This is a genomic window from Micromonospora sp. NPDC049891 (assembly GCF_040660295.1).
Classification (GTDB): domain Bacteria; phylum Actinomycetota; class Actinomycetes; order Mycobacteriales; family Micromonosporaceae; genus Micromonospora.
In genome coordinates this window covers 62,617-81,427 of record NZ_JBFAML010000012.1, presented here as the reverse complement: position 1 = coordinate 81,427, position 18,811 = coordinate 62,617, and the positions used below count along the sequence as shown (strand labels likewise).

The 18,811-nt window shown below is 71.4% G+C and carries 14 protein-coding genes; 4 read left to right on the top strand and 10 right to left on the bottom strand.

Going from position 1 to position 18,811, the window contains the following annotated elements; genetic code table 11:
- Positions 1 to 52 precede the first annotated feature (52 nt).
- From AB0I71_RS17520 to AB0I71_RS17510, 3 genes are all read right to left on the bottom strand, one after another.
- Complete coding sequence (locus AB0I71_RS17520) at positions 53 to 955, bottom strand: carbohydrate ABC transporter permease (protein ID WP_357585749.1); 903 nt, start codon at positions 953 to 955, stop codon at positions 53 to 55.
- A 59-nt stretch (positions 956 to 1,014) separates the two neighbouring features.
- Positions 1,015 to 2,007, bottom strand: a complete 993-nt coding sequence (locus AB0I71_RS17515) for a sugar ABC transporter permease (protein WP_357585747.1) — start codon at positions 2,005 to 2,007, stop codon at positions 1,015 to 1,017.
- Between the two features lie 87 nt (positions 2,008 to 2,094).
- The gene (locus AB0I71_RS17510; protein ID WP_357585745.1) at positions 2,095 to 3,372 is read right to left on the bottom strand and encodes an ABC transporter substrate-binding protein; all 1,278 of its coding nucleotides are present in this window, start codon (positions 3,370 to 3,372) and stop codon (positions 2,095 to 2,097) included.
- 384 nt (positions 3,373 to 3,756) lie between these two features.
- Between AB0I71_RS17510 and AB0I71_RS17505 the strand changes: the two genes are divergently transcribed.
- Positions 3,757 to 4,779 carry a LacI family DNA-binding transcriptional regulator gene (locus AB0I71_RS17505; RefSeq protein WP_357585743.1) on the top strand — a complete coding sequence of 341 codons (1,023 nt, stop codon included), beginning with the start codon at positions 3,757 to 3,759 and terminating at the stop codon, positions 4,777 to 4,779.
- Positions 4,780 to 4,801: 22 nt separating this feature from the next.
- Here AB0I71_RS17505 and AB0I71_RS17500 read toward each other — a convergent pair whose 3' ends face one another.
- The gene (locus AB0I71_RS17500) at positions 4,802 to 7,108 is read right to left on the bottom strand and encodes a bifunctional diguanylate cyclase/phosphodiesterase (RefSeq protein ID WP_357585741.1); all 2,307 of its coding nucleotides are present in this window, start codon (positions 7,106 to 7,108) and stop codon (positions 4,802 to 4,804) included.
- 231 nt (positions 7,109 to 7,339) lie between these two features.
- Here AB0I71_RS17500 and AB0I71_RS17495 point away from each other — a divergent pair, with 231 nt between their 5' ends.
- A complete protein-coding gene (locus tag AB0I71_RS17495; protein WP_357585739.1) occupies positions 7,340 to 7,717 on the top strand; it encodes a PH domain-containing protein in 378 nt (125 codons plus the stop codon).
- On the opposite strand, the gene AB0I71_RS17490 is transcribed toward AB0I71_RS17495, so the two are convergent.
- Positions 7,711 to 8,637 carry a 2-hydroxyacid dehydrogenase gene (locus AB0I71_RS17490; protein WP_357585737.1) on the bottom strand — a complete coding sequence of 309 codons (927 nt, stop codon included), beginning with the start codon at positions 8,635 to 8,637 and terminating at the stop codon, positions 7,711 to 7,713. The two genes, AB0I71_RS17495 and AB0I71_RS17490, sit on opposite strands and share 7 nt — an antisense overlap.
- 38 nt (positions 8,638 to 8,675) lie before the next feature.
- On the opposite strand from AB0I71_RS17490, the gene AB0I71_RS17485 reads away from it, so the two are divergent.
- Both AB0I71_RS17485 and AB0I71_RS17480 read left to right on the top strand, forming a co-directional pair.
- Entirely contained in the window at positions 8,676 to 9,899 is a 1,224-nt protein-coding gene (locus AB0I71_RS17485) for a PQQ-dependent sugar dehydrogenase (protein ID WP_357585735.1), read from the top strand.
- Between the two features lie 147 nt (positions 9,900 to 10,046).
- Positions 10,047 to 11,591, top strand: a complete 1,545-nt coding sequence (locus AB0I71_RS17480) for a metallophosphoesterase (RefSeq protein ID WP_357585925.1) — start codon at positions 10,047 to 10,049, stop codon at positions 11,589 to 11,591.
- Between the two features lie 128 nt (positions 11,592 to 11,719).
- On the opposite strand, the gene AB0I71_RS17475 is transcribed toward AB0I71_RS17480, so the two are convergent.
- The 5 genes from AB0I71_RS17475 to gatC form a co-directional block, all read right to left on the bottom strand.
- Positions 11,720 to 14,077, bottom strand: coding sequence for a pyruvate dehydrogenase (locus tag AB0I71_RS17475; protein ID WP_357585733.1), 2,358 nt, complete (start codon positions 14,075 to 14,077; stop codon positions 11,720 to 11,722).
- A 120-nt stretch (positions 14,078 to 14,197) separates the two neighbouring features.
- Positions 14,198 to 15,697 carry an Asp-tRNA(Asn)/Glu-tRNA(Gln) amidotransferase subunit GatB gene (gene gatB / locus AB0I71_RS17470; protein WP_357585731.1) on the bottom strand — a complete coding sequence of 500 codons (1,500 nt, stop codon included), beginning with the start codon at positions 15,695 to 15,697 and terminating at the stop codon, positions 14,198 to 14,200.
- Positions 15,698 to 15,806: 109 nt separating this feature from the next.
- Positions 15,807 to 16,733: a putative Ig domain-containing protein gene (locus AB0I71_RS17465; protein WP_357585729.1), complete on the bottom strand. Its 927-nt coding sequence runs from the start codon at positions 16,731 to 16,733 to the stop codon at positions 15,807 to 15,809.
- A gap of 219 nt (positions 16,734 to 16,952) precedes the next feature.
- Entirely contained in the window at positions 16,953 to 18,428 is a 1,476-nt protein-coding gene (gatA, locus tag AB0I71_RS17460; RefSeq protein ID WP_357585727.1) for an Asp-tRNA(Asn)/Glu-tRNA(Gln) amidotransferase subunit GatA, read from the bottom strand.
- Entirely contained in the window at positions 18,425 to 18,730 is a 306-nt protein-coding gene (gene gatC, locus AB0I71_RS17455; protein ID WP_088995614.1) for an Asp-tRNA(Asn)/Glu-tRNA(Gln) amidotransferase subunit GatC, read from the bottom strand. The genes gatA and gatC overlap by 4 nt, the downstream gene beginning before the upstream one ends.
- Positions 18,731 to 18,811 lie beyond the last annotated feature (81 nt).

The window sequence follows — 18,811 nt, the reverse complement described above, 5'->3', positions numbered from 1 at the left end:
GTCCACCCGTCGTGCAGCGCCAGCCGGATCGGACCGGTCCCCCGCGCGTCGCTCAAGATTTCACCGCGCCTTCCATGATTCCCCGGACGATCTGCCGACCGCCGACGACCAGCATGATCAACAATGGGATGGTGGCCACGAACGCACCGGCCAGCACGCGGCGGTAGATGACGTAGTTGCCGCTGGCCAGATCGGAGATGGCCACCATCGAGGTGGGATAGTCGGTGCCGTTCAGGGTGATCAGGGGCCACTGGAAGTCGTTCCAGGTGGCTACGAACGTGAGCAGGCCGAGCACCGCCAGCGCCGGCCGCACCGCCGGCAACACGATGTTCCAGTAGACCCGCATGGTGGTGGCCCCGTCCACCCTGGCCGACTCGACAAGTTCGTCCGGCACCGTGTTGACGATGAACTGCCGCATGTAGAACACGCCGAAGGCGGTGACCAGGCCGGGCACGATCACGGCCAGCAGGGTGCCGTTCCAGCCCAGCTTGCCCATCACGATGTAGAGCGCGACCACGCCGAGCTGATTGGGCACGGTCAGAGTCAGGATCACGAACAACATCAGCGGCCTGCTGCCCCGGAACCGCAGCTTGGCGAAGGCGAAGCCGGCCAACGAGCAGAAGAACAGCACCGACGCGGTGACCACCGTCGACACGATCACGCTGTTCACCAGGGAGGCCGCGAAGTAGACGTCCTGGAGTGAGAACACCTCGTCCAGGTTGACCAGGAACTGGTCACCCGGGAGCACCACCGGTGGCAGCTGGGAGGTCGCCTCGTCGGTGCTCGTGGAGATGACGAACATCCAGTACAGCGGGAACGCCGCGAACAGCGTGCTCAGTGCCAGGAGCAGATAGGTCCAGAGGCCGGCCGGCGTGTCCTGCGGTGCCCGGCCCAGCAGCACGGCCCGCCTGCGTCCACCCGGCGGTGCCGGCCGGGGTCGCTCAAGAAGGCTCATCACGCCTCGCTCGGCGCCGCGATGAGGCACCGTCGCGCTGAGCCGATTGATTCGCCCGCTCATTTGCGTCCCCCCGAGATGCGGTTGGTCAACAGCGTGTTCAGGGCCGCGACCACGAGGATGATGAGGAACAGCGCCCAGGACATCGCGGCGGCGTAGCCGAGGTTGAGGTCCTTCCAGCCGACCTTGTAGATCAGCTGTGCGACGGTCTGCCACTCACCGCCGGAACCGCCGGTGGCGGCCTGCGCGTTGAGGTCGAACAGCATCGGTTCGGTGAACAGTTGCAGCCCGCCGATTGTGGACAGCACCACTGTGAAGATGACCACCGGCCGGATCATCGGCACGGTGATCCGCCAGAGCTGGCGCCACGGGCCGGCACCGTCGAGCGCCGACGCCTCGTACACGTCACGCGGAATGGACTGCATCGCCGCCAGGTAGAGCAGGGCGTTGTAGCCGATCCACTTCCAGTTGACCATGGTGGCGATGGCGATCCAGGAGTGCAGTTTGTCGGCCCGCCAGTCGATCGGATTCTCGGTGCCGATGCCGATCAGACCCAGTGCCCAGTTCGCCATGCCGAGATCACGGGAGAAGAAGACGTTGAAGACAAGTGTGGAGGCGGTGATCGGGGTGATGTAGGGCAGCAGGGCACCGACCCGCCACCAGGTCTGGGCCCGGAGCCGGCGGTTGAGCATCGACGCGATGATCAGCGCGAGCAGCAGCTGGGGGACGGTGGAGAGCAGGAAGATGCCGAACGTGTTGTAGAGGGCGTTGCCGAAGTCGCCGTCGGTGAACAGCCGGCTGAAATTCTCGAAGCCGGCCCAGCCGGTCAGCTCCGGGTCGTCCAGTCGCCAGTGGCGTAACGCCACCACTCCGTTGAAGACCATCGGGAACAGCCCGAAGACGAAGAAGAGCAGGAAGAACGGCGCGATCATCAGGTACGGCACGTACCGCACGTCGAAGCGGTGCAGCCGATCCCGCCAGGTCGCCGACCGGCCGGGGGCGGGCCGGGGGCGACGGGTGGTCGGATCGGGGGCCGCGCGCGTGGTGGACATGGGCACTCCAGGTGCGGGGGCGACGGGGACTTCAGACCGGAGCCGAGGTGGCGCGGGCGCCCACGCACCCGCGCCACCTCGATGGCGTTACCTGCTGGCCTTCTCGGCTTCCTTGATCGCCTCGGCCCAGGCGGCGTCCGAGGAGAGCGTGCCGTTCTGCACCCGGTTGATCACGTTCTCCACCGCGACCCGGGTGGGGCCGTTCTTCTTGCCCAGGTACTGCGGCGTCAGGCCCTCCGCCATCCTGGGGAAGATCTGGCCGACCGGCGCGGAGCTGAAGAACTCGTTCTTGAAGTCGGCGATCGCGGGATCGGTGTAGAGCGCCGGCTGCGACGGCAGGTTCCCGACCGTCTTGAAGACCTCGATCTGCTGCTCCGGCTGGATCAGCCACTCCAGGAACTTGTACGCCTCGTCGACGTTCCTGCCCTGCTTGGGGATGGTCAGGAAGGAGCCACCCCAGTTGCCGCCACCGCCGGGCACCGCGGCGATGTCCCACTTGCCCTTGGTGCCGGGGGCGGTGTTCTGGATGTGCCCGAGCATCCACGCCGGACAGGCCAGTACGGCGAAGGCGCCGCTGGTGAAGCCCTTGTCCCAGTCGGCCTGGAAGCTTGTGAGATTTGCCGACAGGCCGGCGTCGGCGGCCCGGACCGCGTAGTCGAAGGCGACCTTCGGGCCGCCCTCCATCCGCAGTTGCTCGTCCTCGTCGTAGAAGCCGACCTGCTGCTGACCGAGGATCGGGTTGAACAGGTTCGTCGCGTTGTCGACGAACTTCTTGTTGGTCTTGGCGGTGTACTGCTGGCCGACCTCCAGGAACCTGTCCCAGGTGGGCCAGAGCGCGGAGACCTGGTCCCGCTCGGTGGGCAGGCCAGCGGCCTCGAACAGATCGGTGCGGTAGCACATGGCCAGCCCACCGACGTCGGTGCCGAGACCGATCTGGGTGGCACCGTCGGCCGACAGGGACTGCTTCCACTTCCACGGCAGGTAGTTCGTCTCGTACTTGCCGGCACCGGAATCGAGCAGGTTGACGAACTGGTCGGCCTGGCTGCGGAACTGGACCATGAAGCCTTCGTCGATGGCCGCGATGTCGGGGGCGCCCGATCCGGCGATCAACTTCTTCTGCAGGTCCTCGTGCTGGGCGTTGTACTCGCCGGAGTTGAGGGCGATCTTGACGTTCTGGTTCTCCGCCTCGTACTTCGCCTTCAGGTCCTGGAGGCCGAAGTCGCCCCAGAAATTGATCGTCAGCGTCACCGCGCCACCACCGTCGCCGCCGCCCTGGGTGCTGCGCCCGCTACACGCGACGACCAGGGAGCCGACCGTCAGACCTACGGCTGCCACCCGCAGCCAACGAGGCGTAGACCGTCTCATGACCCATCCTCCGAGACCATTGGGAACGCTCCAGAGATCGAGGAACGTTGACTGAACCGGATAAGTGAGGCCACCGTACGGGGGTGCTCCCAGCGTGTCAACGACGGGTTAACGCCGAGTCCAAGCCGTAACCTCACGACCGTCCAGGTGCGCGGAATGGCCTGACACCAAGCGGTTTCGCGCACCTCGGGCGGTGGTCCGAGCACGGACCGGAGCCGTTCGGGCGAGCCGACGTGGGTAGACTGAACCGAACAAGTTCCGGCACCTGCCGGTGGTGAGTCGCCCCGTGACGCCGCACGGGCGGACGGACGGGTAGCGTGTCCATCGCCGCCCGCGCCATCGACGCGGCCGGCAGGACGAACTGGTTCAGGAGGACGTACGCCGGTGAAGCGGCCCACGATCGCGGACGTCGCCCGGCGGGCGGGGGTCTCCAAGGGCGCGGTCTCGTACGCGCTGAACGGCCAGCCTGGCGTATCCGAGGCGACCCGGCAGCGCATCCTCGCCATCGCTGCCGAGATCGGGTTCAGCCCGAGCAGCGCCGCCCGCGCCCTGTCCGGCGCGACCGCCCGGGCCATCGGGCTGATCCTCGCCCGACCGGCCCGCACCCTCGGCATCGAGCCCTTCTTCATGGAGCTGATCAGCGGCGTCGAGGCCGAGTTGTCCGCCCGGTCGTACGCGTTGACCCTCCAGGTGGTGGCCGATCAGAACGCCGAGATCGCGGTCTACCGGCGCTGGTGGGGCGAGCGGCGGGTCGACGGCGTGCTGGTCTGCGACCTGCGGACCGACGACGGGCGGGTGCCGGTGCTTGAGGAGCTGGGCCTGCCGGCCGTGGTGATCGGCGGTCCCAGCGGTACCGGCGGGTTGCCCAGTGTCTGGTCGAACGACGCGGCGGCGCTTGTGGAAACCGTGGAGTACCTCTACGCCCTGGGGCACCGGCGGATCGCCCGGGTCGGCGGCCTGCCCGAGCTGCAGCACACGGCGATCCGCACCCAGGCGTTCACCGAGGTGTGCGGGCGTCTCGGCCTCACCGACGCGGTCACCGCCTCCTCCGACTACACCGGCGAGGAGGGTGCGCGGGCCACCCGGCGGCTGCTCAGCTCGCGGGTCCGCCCCACCGCGGTGATCTACGACAACGACGTGATGGCGATCGCCGGGCTGTCGGTCGCCCAGGAGATGGGGCTCGCGGTCCCCGCCGACCTGTCCATCGTGGCCTGGGACGACTCCCCGCTGTGCCGGCTGGTGCATCCGCCGCTCACCGCGCTGGGTCGGGACATCCCGGCCTACGGGGGTCACGCGGCGCGTCAGTTGCTACAGCTGATCGAGGGGGCCCCGACGGTCGGGCTGGAGGACGAGACCCCCCACCTGACCCCGCGCGGCAGTACCGGCCCACCCCCCACCAGCAGGTGAAACGGTTAAGCAGTCGCACCGATCAACGCGATGTCGAGGGGAACTCCTCGAAGTACGCCTCGACCCGCTCGGCGGTCGCCGGCCGGGCCAGCTCGAAGCCCTGGCCGTACCGGCAGCCGGCCCGATGTGCCCCCTCGACCTGGTGCGCCGACTCCAGCTCCTCGGCCACCACCTCAAGGCCCAACCGCTCGGCCACGGTGACCACCACGTCCAACAGCGGGCGGTGCGGGTCACCGCTCGCCGTGGCCACCTCCGGGCCGACCTTGAGCAGGTCGATGGGTAACCGCCGGAGCTGAGCGAGAGAGGCGTGCTCGGCCCGGAAGTCGTCAAGCGCGGTGCGGATGCCCATCGAGCGCAGCCCGGCCAGCCGGGCCACCACAGTCGGCAGCTCGGCGGCCACCTTCGGCTCGGCGACCTCGATCACCAACTGGTCCGCCCCCACCCCGTACGCCTCCAGCACCGCCGCCGTCCGGGGCACGAAGTCCGGTGAGGTGAGTTCCCGGGTGGTCACGTTCACCGCCATCCACAACCGTCGGCCGCCCACCGTCCAGTCGGCCAACTGTCGACAGGCCCGGTCCAGCACCCAGACCCCGAGCTCACCGACGATGTCGAGATCCTCGGCCACCGGGAGCAGCTCCGCCGGGAACACGGTGCCCAGCACCGGATTGCGCCAACGCAGCAGCGCCTCCGTACCGACCGGCGCCCGGTCGGCCAGGCCGAGCACCGGCTGGTAGACCAGGTCCAACTCGCCCCGGGCGACCGCGCCGGGCAGCTCCCGCTCCAGGTCCAGCCGGCGGACCAGCTGCTCCTCCAGGTAGGCGTCGTACCACTCGACCCGGTCCCGGCCGAGCTGGGCCGCGCGCCGACGAGCCAGATCCGCCTGGCGGAACAGATCCTCCGGCCGGCCCCGCCCCAGCTCGGCCAGCCCGACGCTGGGCCGCGACCGCAGCACCGCCCCCGAAACCTCGTAAGGCCGGCTCAGCGCGGTGAGCAGTCGGGCACCGAGCGCGTACGCCAGCACCGGGCCGGACCCGCTGACCACCGCGAGTCCACTACCGGCCAGGTCGAACACCTCGTCCTCGTCGGCTGCCACGGCTCGGGCCCGACGGACGGCCTCGGCGGCCACGTCGTCGCGCACCAGCCGGCCGGGCAGCTCGGTGAGATGCAGGTCGACCACGAGCAGGGCGCCGCAGACCGGTTCGGGACGGGCCGCCAGTGCCCGGAGCAGGGCGACGCGACCGGCCGAGCCACCCGGCTCGATGGCTGCCGCTGCCGCCGAAGGCCCCGGACCCGACTCGATGGCTACCGCTGAAGGCACCGGACCCGGCTCGATGGCTGCCGGCCCGTCCGTCGACGTCGCGGCGGCACCGAACAACTCACGCACCACAAGCGGCGGGACCATGGCGAGCGCGAGCAGCACCGCCGTACGGTCGGGTAGCAGACCGGCCTGCAACTGATGGCCGACGGCGATCACCACAGCGACCGGTGGAAGCACCGCCCGCGGCCAGCGCAGCGGGGCCTGCCGGGTGGGCGTGGCCTGGGCCACCTGCCGGACCCCGGCGGCGACCAGCAGCACGCCGACCACGAGTGGCGGCACGGCCAGCAGCGCCGCCCGTCCGGCGGCGGGACCGGCCGGCAGCGCCGCCAACAGCACCAGGGCGAACAGGGTCGAGGCGGCTCCACCGCGACAGCGGGCGGTGCCGCTGTCGCGGTCCGCGCCGGTCGACGCGGCCAACGCGTCGACGGCGAGCAGGCCCAGGGCCACCGCGACCACCAGCCGCACCGGGGCCGCCACCCCGGCGTAGGGCAGCAGCAGCCAGGCGGTGAGCACCAGGCAGACACCCGGCACGGCCTGGTCGAGCAGGCGGCGCAGATGTGCCTGGACCGAGGGCCGCGCCCGGTGCGGCAGGCTGAACAGGCCGCCGCCGAGCAGCGCTGCGGTGCCGACGAGCCCGGCCACGGCGGCCGCCGGGCGGTATCCGGCGGAGGCCAGCGGTAACACCGCAGCGGTCAGACCGGCGGTCACCACCGCAGCGTGCAGCAGGGCGGCCGCCCGGCGCGGGCCTGCCGCCCGACGGCGGGCCAGCCGTCCGACGGATGGGCCGGCGGGAGGCGCGTCGGGGCCGAGGGTGAGCCGGGACAGCCGCACGCCGGCCAGTGTGGACGCGGCCGCGCCGGCGAGCGCCACCACGGCAAGGGCCGGCACCGGACCTGCCGTGCCGAGGGTGATCAGCACGGCGGCGACCGCGAGTACGCAGATCTCCGGCAGGAGCGGACGGTGGTCGGTGGCACGGAACGGGGCGGCACGGAACACAGACGCGACGGGCACGACGTTCGCCTTCGTGAGGGGGCACGGGGGCGGTACGCGGGCGGTGGACGTGGTCCACCGCCCACCATCGATGAACGAGTGGCTCGGCGAGAAGTGACGGCCAGTCGACAGTGAGTCAGGTCACCGCAACTGAGCGTCGGGGTGGGCGCGGGAGCGGATGCCTGGACGGTCGTACCGCTGGCGACCTCGGCCCACCGCCGGCCGTCCCGGCCCGGGTGGGATCATCTGGTCATGCCTCGCACCGACACCGCACGATTCCGGCACAACCAGGCCATCCTGGTCGGGGCGATCGTCGCCACCATCGGCGCCCTGCCGCTGGCCAGCTCCCGCCCCTATCTGCTGCCGGTACTCGTGGTGCCGCTGGCGGTGGCCGTCTGGGCCTGGCGGGCCGGAACCGACGCCGACGTTCGCGGGTTGCGGGTACGGGCGCTCGCCGGAGAGCGCCGGATCCCCTGGGACCAGGTGGTCGAGCTGGCGGCCGACCCACGTGGCCGGGCGGTGGCCCAGCTCGACGACGGCCGGTGGTTCGTCCTCCCGGCCGTGCGCGGTGAGGACCTCCCCCGGCTGGTGGCCGCGGCCGGGCGGGACACCCCCGAGTCGGATCAGTAGCCGTCCACCACCACGTTGCGCGGCGGCTCGCCGGCAACGAACCGGCGGATCTGCTGACCGACCAGGCGGTACGCCCTGGGCAGCAGGCCCCGCACCGAGCCGGCCACATGCGGAGTGATCAGCACGTTCGGCATCTCCCAGAGCGGATGGTCGGCGGGCAGCGGCTCGGGGTCGGTCACGTCGAGCGCGGCGGAGATCCGTCCGGTGGCCAACTCGGCGACCAGGGCATCGGTGCGGGCCACCGGGCCCCGGGCGGCGTTCACCAGCAGAGCGCCGTCCCGCATCGCGGCGAGGAACCGCTCGTCGACAAGCCCCCGGGTCTGCCCGGTCAGCGGCACCAGCAGCACCACGACGTCGGCCTGCGGCAGCAGGCGTGGCAGCTCGTCGACGCCGTGCACGCCCTGCTCGGGTCGAGCGGTCCGGGCCACCAGCACGAACTCCACCTCGAACGGGGTCAGCCGGGCCCGCAGCGCGGTGCCGATCGAGCCCGCTCCGACGATCAGCACCCGTTTGCCGGCCAGCTCGTCGGTGGGAGCCACCTCGTCGTACGCCCACTGTCGCCGGGCCTGGGCCCGGGCCATCGCCGGGAAGGCGCGCAACTGGGAGAGGATCGCGGCGACCACCCACTCGGCGGTGGACGGGTCGTGCACCCCGCGGGCGTCGCAGAGCGTGACGCCGGCCGGTACCCGACCCACCCAGGCGTCCGCGCCGGCCGAGAGCAACTGCACCACCGCCAGGTCGGGCAGCTCGTGCAGCAGGGCCACGGCGTCCCCACCGGCCAGGAAGGGCGGTACCCAGAACCGGACGCCGGCCGTCGGCGAGGGCAGCTTCGCCGGATCCTCCATCGTCTCGACGGTGACCTCCGGCGGCACTTCGCCGAGCAGGGCGTGGCCGGTCTCGTGCGGGATCCATACCTTCACCTCGCCGACGATAGGCGTCAGCGCGGGCCGGCCAGCCGATGGGGTCGGCCCGCGTCGCCCTTCCACGGGGCCGGCCCCGGCGGGCTACTCTGGGCCGGGTGAGCGCTCCCCCGTACCTCCGCGCCCGTCAGGTCCGTGCCGCCCTCGTGGCGTCCTGCGCGACGCTGCTGCTCGTCGCCAGTGGTTGCAGCCTCGGGGACCCGGAACCTGACCCGGCCGGCGAGCCACCGAACCTGCCCAGCCCGACGGTCACCGAGGGCAACGGCGACCAGGAGGTTGTCGCCACCGTGCTCGCCCAGGGATTGCGGGTGCCGTGGGGGATCGCCTTCCTGCCCGACGGCGGTGCCCTGGTCACCGAACGCGACAGTGGCCGCATCGTCCAGGTCGGCCCGGAGTCGACCGCGGACGGTCTGAAGATCACCGAGGTGCAGACCATCGACGATGTGGTCGCCTCGGGTGAGGGCGGTCTGCTGGGCATCGCGGTCTCGCCGGAGTTCGCCCAGGACCGGACGGTCTTCGTCTACTACACCGCCGAGCGGGACAACCGCGTGGCTCGGCTGCGGCTCGGTGAGGAGCCGACCCCGATCCTCACCGGCATCCCCAAGGCGGGCATCCACAACGGCGGCGGACTGGCGTTCGGCCCCGACGGGCAGCTCTACGCCAGCACCGGCGACGCCGGAGACACCGACCAGTCGCAGGACGTCAAGCAGCTCGGCGGCAAGATCCTGCGGATCACCCCGGAGGGGAAGCCGGCTCCCGGGAATCCCTTCCCGGACTCCCCGGTCTGGTCCCTTGGTCACCGCAACGTGCAGGGCATCGCCTGGGCCGGCGAACGGATGTACGCCGTCGAGTTCGGCCAGAACACCTGGGACGAGGTCAACCAGATCACCAAGGGCAAGAACTACGGCTGGCCCGAGGTGGAGGGACGCGGTGACGACGAGCGGTACGTCGACCCGATCGTGCAGTGGTCGACCGACGAGGCGTCCTGCTCCGGCCTGGCCGCTGTGGAACGGATGCTCGCCACCGCGTGCCTGCGCGGTCAGCGACTCTGGCTGGTCGAGCTGACCGAGACCGGCACGGTCCTCGGCCAGCCGCAGGCCCTGCTGACCGAGCGGTACGGGCGACTGCGCGGGATCGCCGCCGCGCCGGACGGTTCGCTCTGGGTCGGGACCTCGAACCACGACGGGCGGGGCCGGCCGGCACCCGAGGACGACCGGTTGCTGCGCCTCGTCTTCGCCGGTGGCGGTGCCGGGCGCAGCTGAGGCCGCCGCGCGACGCGTCATCCCAGGTTTGCCAAGATCCTTCGTCGGGCAGGTCAGAATCTCAGCATGGACGGTCAGCAGAACGAGGAGCCGCGCCGCGATCGGGACCGGGACACCCCCGCCGGTCGGCCGCGCCGCTTCCCACCGATGCGACGCCCCGCCGTACCGCGTGGCGGCGGAGGGCGGCACCGGGGGCTGCGCCGTCTCGCCGTCGCCGCGGCCGTCCTGGCCGTCGCGCTGCTCGGCGTGCTGGCCGGTGTCGTGGCGGGTGGGAACGTCGGCACCGACATCGGGCCGTTCCACGCCCGGCTCTCCGTGTCACCCGCGACCAGCGGCGGCACCACCGTCGACATCCCACCGCTGGGCTCGCTGCTGCTGAAGAGCCACGACGGGCCGACCCACCTGACCGTGGAGTTGGGCGCGCTGGACCAGAGCCGGGTCGAGGCACTGATCGACGACCCGGCGAGCCTCAACCGGGCCACCCAGTCGGCGACCGACGAGGTCCGGGAGGGGGTGATGCGGCTCGGGCTGCGCACTGTCGGTTCCTCCGTGCTCGCCACGCTGGTGCTGGCGCTGCTGGTGTTCCGGAACACCCGGCGGGCGGCCTGGGCCGGCGCCCTGGCGCTGCTGATCACGGCCGGCAGTCTGGGTACCGCCGCGGCGACCATCCGGCCCCAGTCGATCGAGGAGCCCCGGTACGAGGGACTGCTGGTGAACGCCCCGGCGATCGTCGGTGACGTGCGGAAGATCGCCGACGACTACACCCGGTACGCCGAGCAGCTCCAGCGGCTCATCGGCAACGTCACCCAGCTGTACACGACGGTGTCGGCGCTGCCGGTGTACGAGCCGGAGCCGGGCACCACCCGGGTGCTGCACATCTCCGATCTGCACCTCAACCCGAGCGCCTGGCAGCTCATCCGGACCGTGACGGAGCAGTTCGGCATCGACGCGGTGATCGACACCGGCGACATCACCGACTGGGGCAGCGAGCCGGAGGCGTCCTACGTCGGCTCGATCAGCCTGCTGGAGAAGCCGTACGTGTACATCCGGGGCAACCACGACTCGCCGCGTACCGCCGCGGCGGTTGCCCGGCAGCCGAACGCGATAGTGCTGGACAACACCACCGCGACCGTCGCCGGGCTGACCATCGCCGGGATCGGCGATCCCCGCTTCACCCCGGACAAGAGCACCTCACCGGCCAGCGGTGGGTTGAACCCACCCACCGCCAACGAGCTGATCACCAACGGCGAGACGCTCGCCGCCACGGTCCGCAGCTCACCCCGACCGGTCAACATCGCGCTGGTGCACGACCCGGCCGCCGCCGGTCCGCTCTCCGGCACCTGCCCGCTGGTGCTCGCCGGGCACACCCACGACCGCCAGGTCAACACGCTGCCGGAGGTGCCCGGCCAGCAGACCACCACGCTGATGGTGCAGGGCTCCACCGGTGGCGCCGGGCTGCGCGGGCTGGAGCAGGAGGAGCCGACCCCGCTGGCGATGACGGTGCTCTACTTCGACCAGGAGAAGCGACTCCAGGCGTACGACGACATCACCGTGGGCGGCACCGGCCAGGCCCAGGTGAACCTCGAACGCACAGTGATCGCCCCACCCCCCACCAGCCCCTTGGGAGCCACCCCCGCCCCCACCAACGCTCCCGCACCGACCCTCAGCCCCACTCCCACCCCCACCCGCTGACACAATCCCACCCCCTGCCCAGCCCAGATGACCAAGAAGTTCTGGCCCGGGTGAAGCGCTCTCACAGGCGAAAACTTCTTGATCGACGAGGCGGGCGGAGTGCGGGCACGGTGTCCGGGTGGGGTGGGTCAGCGCAGGGAGAGGGCGGCCAGGGCGGCGTTGACGATGCTGCCGGGAAGCAGGTCGTGCAGGTCGTAGAGGTCGTGGACGCTGCCGGACTGGCCGAACTCGTCGACGCCGAGCGGCACGGCGGGAGCGCCTACCGCCGAGCCGAGCCAGGCCATGGCGTGCGAGGCGGCATCGTGCACGGTCACCACCGGCACCCGGTCGGCGAAGGCGGACCGCAGCGCGCCGGGCACGCTCGGCACCGTCGCTGTGCGTACGCCCTGACGCAGGGTGCGCTGCCAGGCCCGGTAGAGGCGGTCCAGGCTTGTCACGTCGACGACGTGGGCGGCGACACCCTCGTCGGCCAGTTCCGCCGCGGCGGACAGCACCTCGGGCAGCACCGCCCCGGAGGCGGCCAGTTGCACAGTCGGCGCGTCGGCCAGGTGCGGGTACGCCTGGTGGGCGTCGACCAGCCGGTACGCACCGGCAAGCACCTGGCGGCGCAGTACCGCGTCGCCGAGCCGGGCTCGGGCCGCCTCGAACGGCGCCTGGTCGACCGGCCGGGTGCTGAGCCGGAAGTAGTACGCCCCGTCCTCGGCCGGCACCGCCGTCGTGGTCGGCCGAACCGTGCCGGCCATGTGCCCGAACGCGTCGCAGAGCAGCCAGTCCAGGCTGGCCGCGTAGGCGGGCTCGACGAAGGTCACCCCGGGCAGTTCCAGGCCGACGCTCGCGGTGATTGTCGACTGGTGGGCACCACCCTCCGGGGCGAGGGTGACCCCGGACGGGGTACCCGCGACGACGAACCGGGCACCCGAGTAGGTGCCGTAGAGGAAGGCGTCCAGACCGCGCAGCACGAACGGGTCGTAGACGGTGCCGACCGGCAGCAGCGGCTGCCCGGACAGGTCCCACGCCAGGCCGAGCTGGCCGAGCAGCAGGAACAGGTTCATCTCGGAGATGCCCAGCTCGATGTGCTGGCCCTCAGGGCTCTCCGCCCACCGCAGCATCCGGTCCTCCGACCAGGAGCGCTGGGCGGTCGGGGCGAACACGCCGGTCTTGTTGATGAACCCGGCCAGATTGGTGGAGGTGGCCACGTCCGGCGCGGTGGTGACGAGGTACCGCCCCACCGCCGGATCGCGGGCCAGGTCGACAAGCACCCGGCCGAAGACCTCCTGGGTGGAGATCGGCTTGTTGGCGCGTACGTTCGTGGCCTGGGGCACGCTGATCCCCAGCGCACGCTCGCGGGGCGCGCGGGACAGCGCCTCGCGGCGCTGCCCGGCCCGGATCCCGGCCGGCGACGCCGGGTCGAGCCGGTCCCACTCGGTGTCCCGGGTCAGCCCCTGCGCGGCGCGCAACGCGTCGACCTGCTCACCTGTCAACAGGGCGGAGTGGTTGCGCGGGTTACCGGCGATCGGCAGACCCCACCCCTTGACGGTGTACGCGAACACCACGCTCGGGCGGTCGGTCACCGCGTCACACTGGGCGTACGCGTCGAGCATGGCCGCCAGGTCGTGCCCGCCCAGGTCGGTGACGAGCGGACCGAGTTCGTCGTCGGCGACGTCGGCGATCAACGCCGCGATACCTTCGGGGGCACCGTCCAGGAACTGCTTGCGCAGCGCCGGCCCGGTCAGCCCGAACAGTGACTGGTACTGCTCGTTCGGCATCGCGTCGATCCAGTCGCGCAACGCCGCCCCGCCCGGCCGGTCGTACGCCTCGGCGAGCCGGCGGCCGTACTTGACCTCGACGACGTGCCAGCCCGCGGCCTCGAACTGGCCGCGCCACTGGTCGATCCGCACCCCGGGGACGACCCGGTCCAGCGACTGCCGGTTGAAGTCGACCACCCACATCACGTTGCCGAGCCCGGTGGTGGCCGGGTCGGCGACGGCCTCCCAGATGTTGCCCTCGTCCAGCTCGGCGTCCCCGATCAGGGCGACGAACCGGGAGTGTGGCCGCGCCCCGAAGTGCGCGTCGACGTAGCGCCGGGTCACCGCGGCGAAGAGCGGCGCGGCGGCACCGAGCCCCACCGAGCCGGTGGAGAAGTCCACCTCGTCCGGGTCCTTCGTCCGCGACGGGTACGACTGGAGTCCACCCCGCGCCCGCAGCCGGGGCAGGTACGACCGGTCCAGGTTGCCCAGCAGGTACTGGATGGCGTGGAACACCGGGGAGGCGTGCGGCTTGACCGCGACCCGGTCCTCGGCGCCCAGGTGGGCGAACCACAGCGCGGTCATCGCGGTGACGAGCGAGGCGCTGGACGCCTGGTGCCCCCCGACCTTCACCCCGTCCCCAGCACCCCGGTCGTGGTTGGCCGCGTCCACGATCCGGGTCGCGAGCCACAACACCCGCCGCTGAATCTCGTCGAGAACGTCAAGCTCACGCTGATCCACGCTGGAACTCCATCCGAACATCCCCATTGATGCTCATCGAGGTAATGCTGGTTGATCATGAGGTCAGCGGCAATTGTCGATCTTCAAGCTGCCGCTAACCTCATGATCAACGCGGGTTGGTCAGGCCTGGACGCCGAGGCGTTCCAGGATCAGGGTGCGGACGGTCTGGGCGTCGGCCTGGCCCCGGGTGGTTTTCATTACCGCGCCGACTAGGGCGCCGGCTGCGGCGACCTTGCCGCTGCGGACCTTGTCGGCGATGGCCGGGTTGGCGGCGATCGCCTCATCGACAGCGGCGGTCAGGGCGCCGGTGTCGGAGACGACCTCCAGGTTGCGGTTGGTCATGATCTCGGTCGGCGAGCCTTCCCCGGCGACCACGCCCTCCAGCACGGTGCGGGCCAGCTTGTCGTTGAGCTTCCCGGCGTCGACCAGGCCCTGCAACTCGGCGACCTGGGCCGGGGTGGCCCCGATGTCGGCCAGTTCCACACCCGACTCGTTGGCCCGCCGGGACAGCTCGCCCAGCCACCACTTGCGGGCGGCGGCCGGCGTCGCACCGGCTGCCACGGTGGCCTCGATCAACTCGACAGCACCGGCGTTCAGCACCGACTGCATGTCCGCGTCCGACAGGCCCCACGCCTGCTGAAGGCGACGGCGGTGCAGCCGGGGCAACTCCGGCAGGGCGGCCTTCAGCTCGGCCACCCAGGCCGGGTCCGGCGCGAGGGGCACCAGATCCGGCTCGGGGAAGTAGCGGTAGTCGGTGGCGGTCTCCTTGGACCGGCCGGGGGTGGTGTCCCCGGTGTCCTCGTGGAAGTGCCGGGTCTCCTGGGTGATCCGGCCACCCGCGCCGAGGACGGCGGCCTGGCGCAGCATCTCCGAGCGGACCGCCCGCTCCACCGAGCGCAGCGAGTTGACGTTCTTGGTCTCGGTACGGGTGCCCCACTCCTCGCCGGGCAGGTTCAGCGAGGTGTTGACGTCACAGCGCAGCGAGCCCTCCTCCATGCGCACGTCGGAGACGCCCAGCGAGCGGATCACGTCACGCAGCTCGGTGACGTACGCGCGGGCCACCTCGGGCGCCAGCGCCCCGGTGCCCGGGATCGGCTTGGTGACGATCTCGACAAGCGGAATGCCGGCCCGGTTGTAGTCGACGAGCGACTCGGTGGCGCCGTGGATGCGACCGGTGGCGCCGCCGACGTGCAGCGTCTTGCCGGTGTCCTCCTCCAGGTGCACCCGCTCGATGCCGATGCGCACCAGCTCGCCGTTGACCTCGACGTCCAGGTAGCCGTCGAAGCAGAGCGGCTCGTCGTACTGGCTGATCTGGAAGTTCTTCGGCATGTCCGGGTAGAAGTAGTTCTTCCGGGCGAACCGGCACCACTGCGCGATGGAGCAGTTCAGCGCCAAGCCGATCCGGACGGTCGCCTCGATCGCCGCGGAGTTGGCCACCGGCAGGGAGCCGGGCAGGCCGAGGCAGACCGGGCAGACCCGGGTGTTCGGCTCGCCGCCGAAGTCGGTCGGGCAGCCGCACCACATCTTGGTGTTCGTGCCCAGCTCGACGTGGGTCTCCAGGCCGATCACCGGCTCGTAGCGCGCGACGACCTCGTCGTACGCGGGCAGCGTCGTGGTCATGAGAACTCCAGCTTTGCAGGCGGTAGCCGGCCCACGGCGGCATCCGGACACAACGCCGCCAAGCCTAACCGCTCGACCTGGCACGCCTCGGCCGGGCGTCACCCGGGTGTCACTCAGGTGTGCTGAACCGCCGACGACGGTTGACGGTCACCACGAGCAGGATCCCGCCGATGGAGAACGCGAGAACGCCGAGCGACAGCAGCACGAGTGTCGAGTTCGAGCCGGTGACCGGCAGCCACGCCCCGCTCGTCTTCGACGGCGACGGGACGGGCGCCGCGGGGCTCGGCGACAGCGTCGAGGTCGGGTCGACCGGGGTCGGCGTGACGGTGGGCGCGGTCGGTGTGGGGCTCGGACCGGTCGGTGTGGCGCTCGGAGCGGTCGGTGTGGGGATCGGACCGGTCGGGGTCGCCGTGGGGGTCGGGGTCGCGGGCTCGGCGACGACGATGGTGATGTCCTGCTCGCCGAAGAAGCCGTTCTTGTCGGTCATCCGCAGGGTGGCGGGGTAGGTGCCGGCTGTGGTCGGCGAACCTCCGAGCGAGTTACCGACCACCAACATGCCCGGCGGCAGGCTCCCCGCACTGACCGACAGTTGGTACGGCTGGGTGCCACCCGTCGCCTCGACGGTGTGGATCGCGTACACCTGCCCCAGAACCATCGGCGACCGGGGCGTGCCCGAGGTGATCTCGACCGTGGGTTCGCGTACCTCGATCGTGGCAGTCTGCTCAGCGAACTGGTCGGCCGCGTCGGTCATCCGCAGAGTGAAGGTGTAGGTGCCGGCTGTGGTCGGCGAACCCCCGAGCGAGTTACCGACCACCAACATGCCCGGCGGCAGGCTCCCCGCACTCACCGACAACCGGTACGGCTCGGTGCCACCCGTCGCCTCGACGGTGTGGATCGCGTACACCTGCCCCAGAACCATCGGCGACCGGGGCGCGCCCGAGGTGATGGTGACGGCCGCCGCCGCGGCCGGGGATGCGGTGCCCAGCAGCAACGCGACCACCATCGTCAAAGCCATGACCGGGCGCAGTGTCTTCATCGCACATCCAGCTCTGATCAGAACGGCACGCGTTCGCCAGCGACCAGCCGGTCCAGCCGACTCGTGGTCATCCAAACAGGAGGGTGGGTGCCGGGCAATTACCCGAACGGTGACCAGTGTGTAGCGCCAACGCAACCGCGCCCGGTGCGGCCGAGTGACCGCACCGGGCCGGCGACGACGTCGTGCGCGGGCGACGGCCGGCCGCCTGCGCACGATCGATCACATGGTCGGTGGCGTGAGCGTGCCGACAGCGCTCTCCAGCGCGGCTGCGACCCGGTACATCCGGTCGTCGGCCATGGTCGGGGCCATCACCTGCAAGCCGACCGGCAGCCCTTCGGAGAGTCCGCACGGCACCGAGATGCCCGGCCCGCCGTACAGGTTGCTCGGGATGGTGAACAGGTCGGCCAGGTACATCTGGTACGGGTCGGAGGTGCGCGCACCGAGCGGGAAGGCGACGAACGGGGTGGTCGGCGAGATCAGCGCGTCGACCCGTTCGAACGCCGCGGTGAAGTCGCGGGTGATGAGCGTTCGTACCTTCTGCGCCTGCCCGTAGTAGGCGTCGTAGTAGCCCGAGGAGAGCGCGTACGTGCCGAGCATGATGCGCCGCTTGACCTCGGGGCCGAAGCCGGCCTCCCGGGTCAGCGACATGACCTCCTCCAGCGAGCGGTTGCCGTCGTCGCCGGTCCGCAACCCGAACCGGACGCCGTCGAAGCGGGCCAGGTTCGACGAGCACTCGCTCGGCGCGATCAGGTAGTACGCCGGCAGCGCGTAGCGGAAGTGGGGGCAGGAGATCTCGACGATCTCCGCGCCGAGCTTGGTCAGCGTGGCGACGGCCTCGTTGAAGGCGCCCGTCACGCCCGGCTCCGCGCCCTCGCCGCCGAACTCGGTGACGATGCCCAACCGCACCCCGCTCAGGTCGCCCGTCGCGCCGAGCTTCGCCGCGGCCACCACGTCCGGCACCGGGGCGGGGATGGAGGTGGAGTCGCGCGGGTCGTGCCCGCCGATCGCCGCGTGCAGCAGCGCCGCGTCGAGCACGGTACGCGCACACGGGCCGGGAGTGTCGAGCGAGGAGGAGAAGGCCACCAGCCCGTACCGGGAGGTGCCGCCGTAGGTCGGCTTCGCGCCGACGGTGCCGGTGACCGCGCCCGGCTGGCGGATCGAGCCGCCGGTGTCCGAACCGATCGCCAGCGGTGCCTCGTACGCGGCGAGCGCCGCCGCGCTCCCCCCGCCGGAACCACCCGGAATGCGGTCGGTGTCCCACGGGTTACGGCTCGGCCCGTACGCCGAGTACTCCGTGGAGGAGCCCATCGCGAACTCGTCCATGTTGGTCTTGCCGAGCATCACCGTGCCGGCGGCGCGCAGCCGTTCCACGATCGTCGAGTCGTACGGCGGACGCCAGCCCTCAAGGATCTTCGACCCGACGGTGGTCGGCACGCCCTTGGTGGTGAGGACGTCCTTGACCGCGACCGGCACGCCGGCCAGCGGCCCCAGTTCCTCGCCGGCCGCCCGGCGGGCGTCGACGTCACGGGCCGCGGCCAGCGCCCCGTCGGTGTCGACGTGCAGAAAGGCGTTGACCCGGCCGTCGACGGCGGCGATCCGGTCCAGGTGGGCCTGGGTGACCTCGACGGCGGAGGCCGCACCGGTGGCGACGAGCTCCGCGATCTGCGTCGCGGTCATTGCGGTGACGTCGGTCATGAGGCCACATCCTCGTCCAGGATCCGCGGTACGCGGAACCGCTGCTCCTCCGCGTCGGGGGCACCCGACAACGCTTCCTCAGGCGTCAGGCACGGCGTCACGACGTCCTCGCGGAGCACGTTCGTCAGCGGCACCGAGTGGGAGGTCGGCGGGATGTCCGCGGCGGCGACCTCGCCCACCTGCGCGACCGCTTGGAGGATCACGTCGAGCTGACCGGCGAAGGTGTCCAGCTCCTCCTCCGTCACGGCGAGCCGCGACAGTCGCGCCAGGTGCGCGACCTCCTCGCGGGAGATGGCGGCCATCGGTGCCCCCTTCGTGGCTGTTCTACGTCTGCCTGACCTGCGCCCACCGCTGCCGGGTACGCGACGCGCGGTGACGGCAGC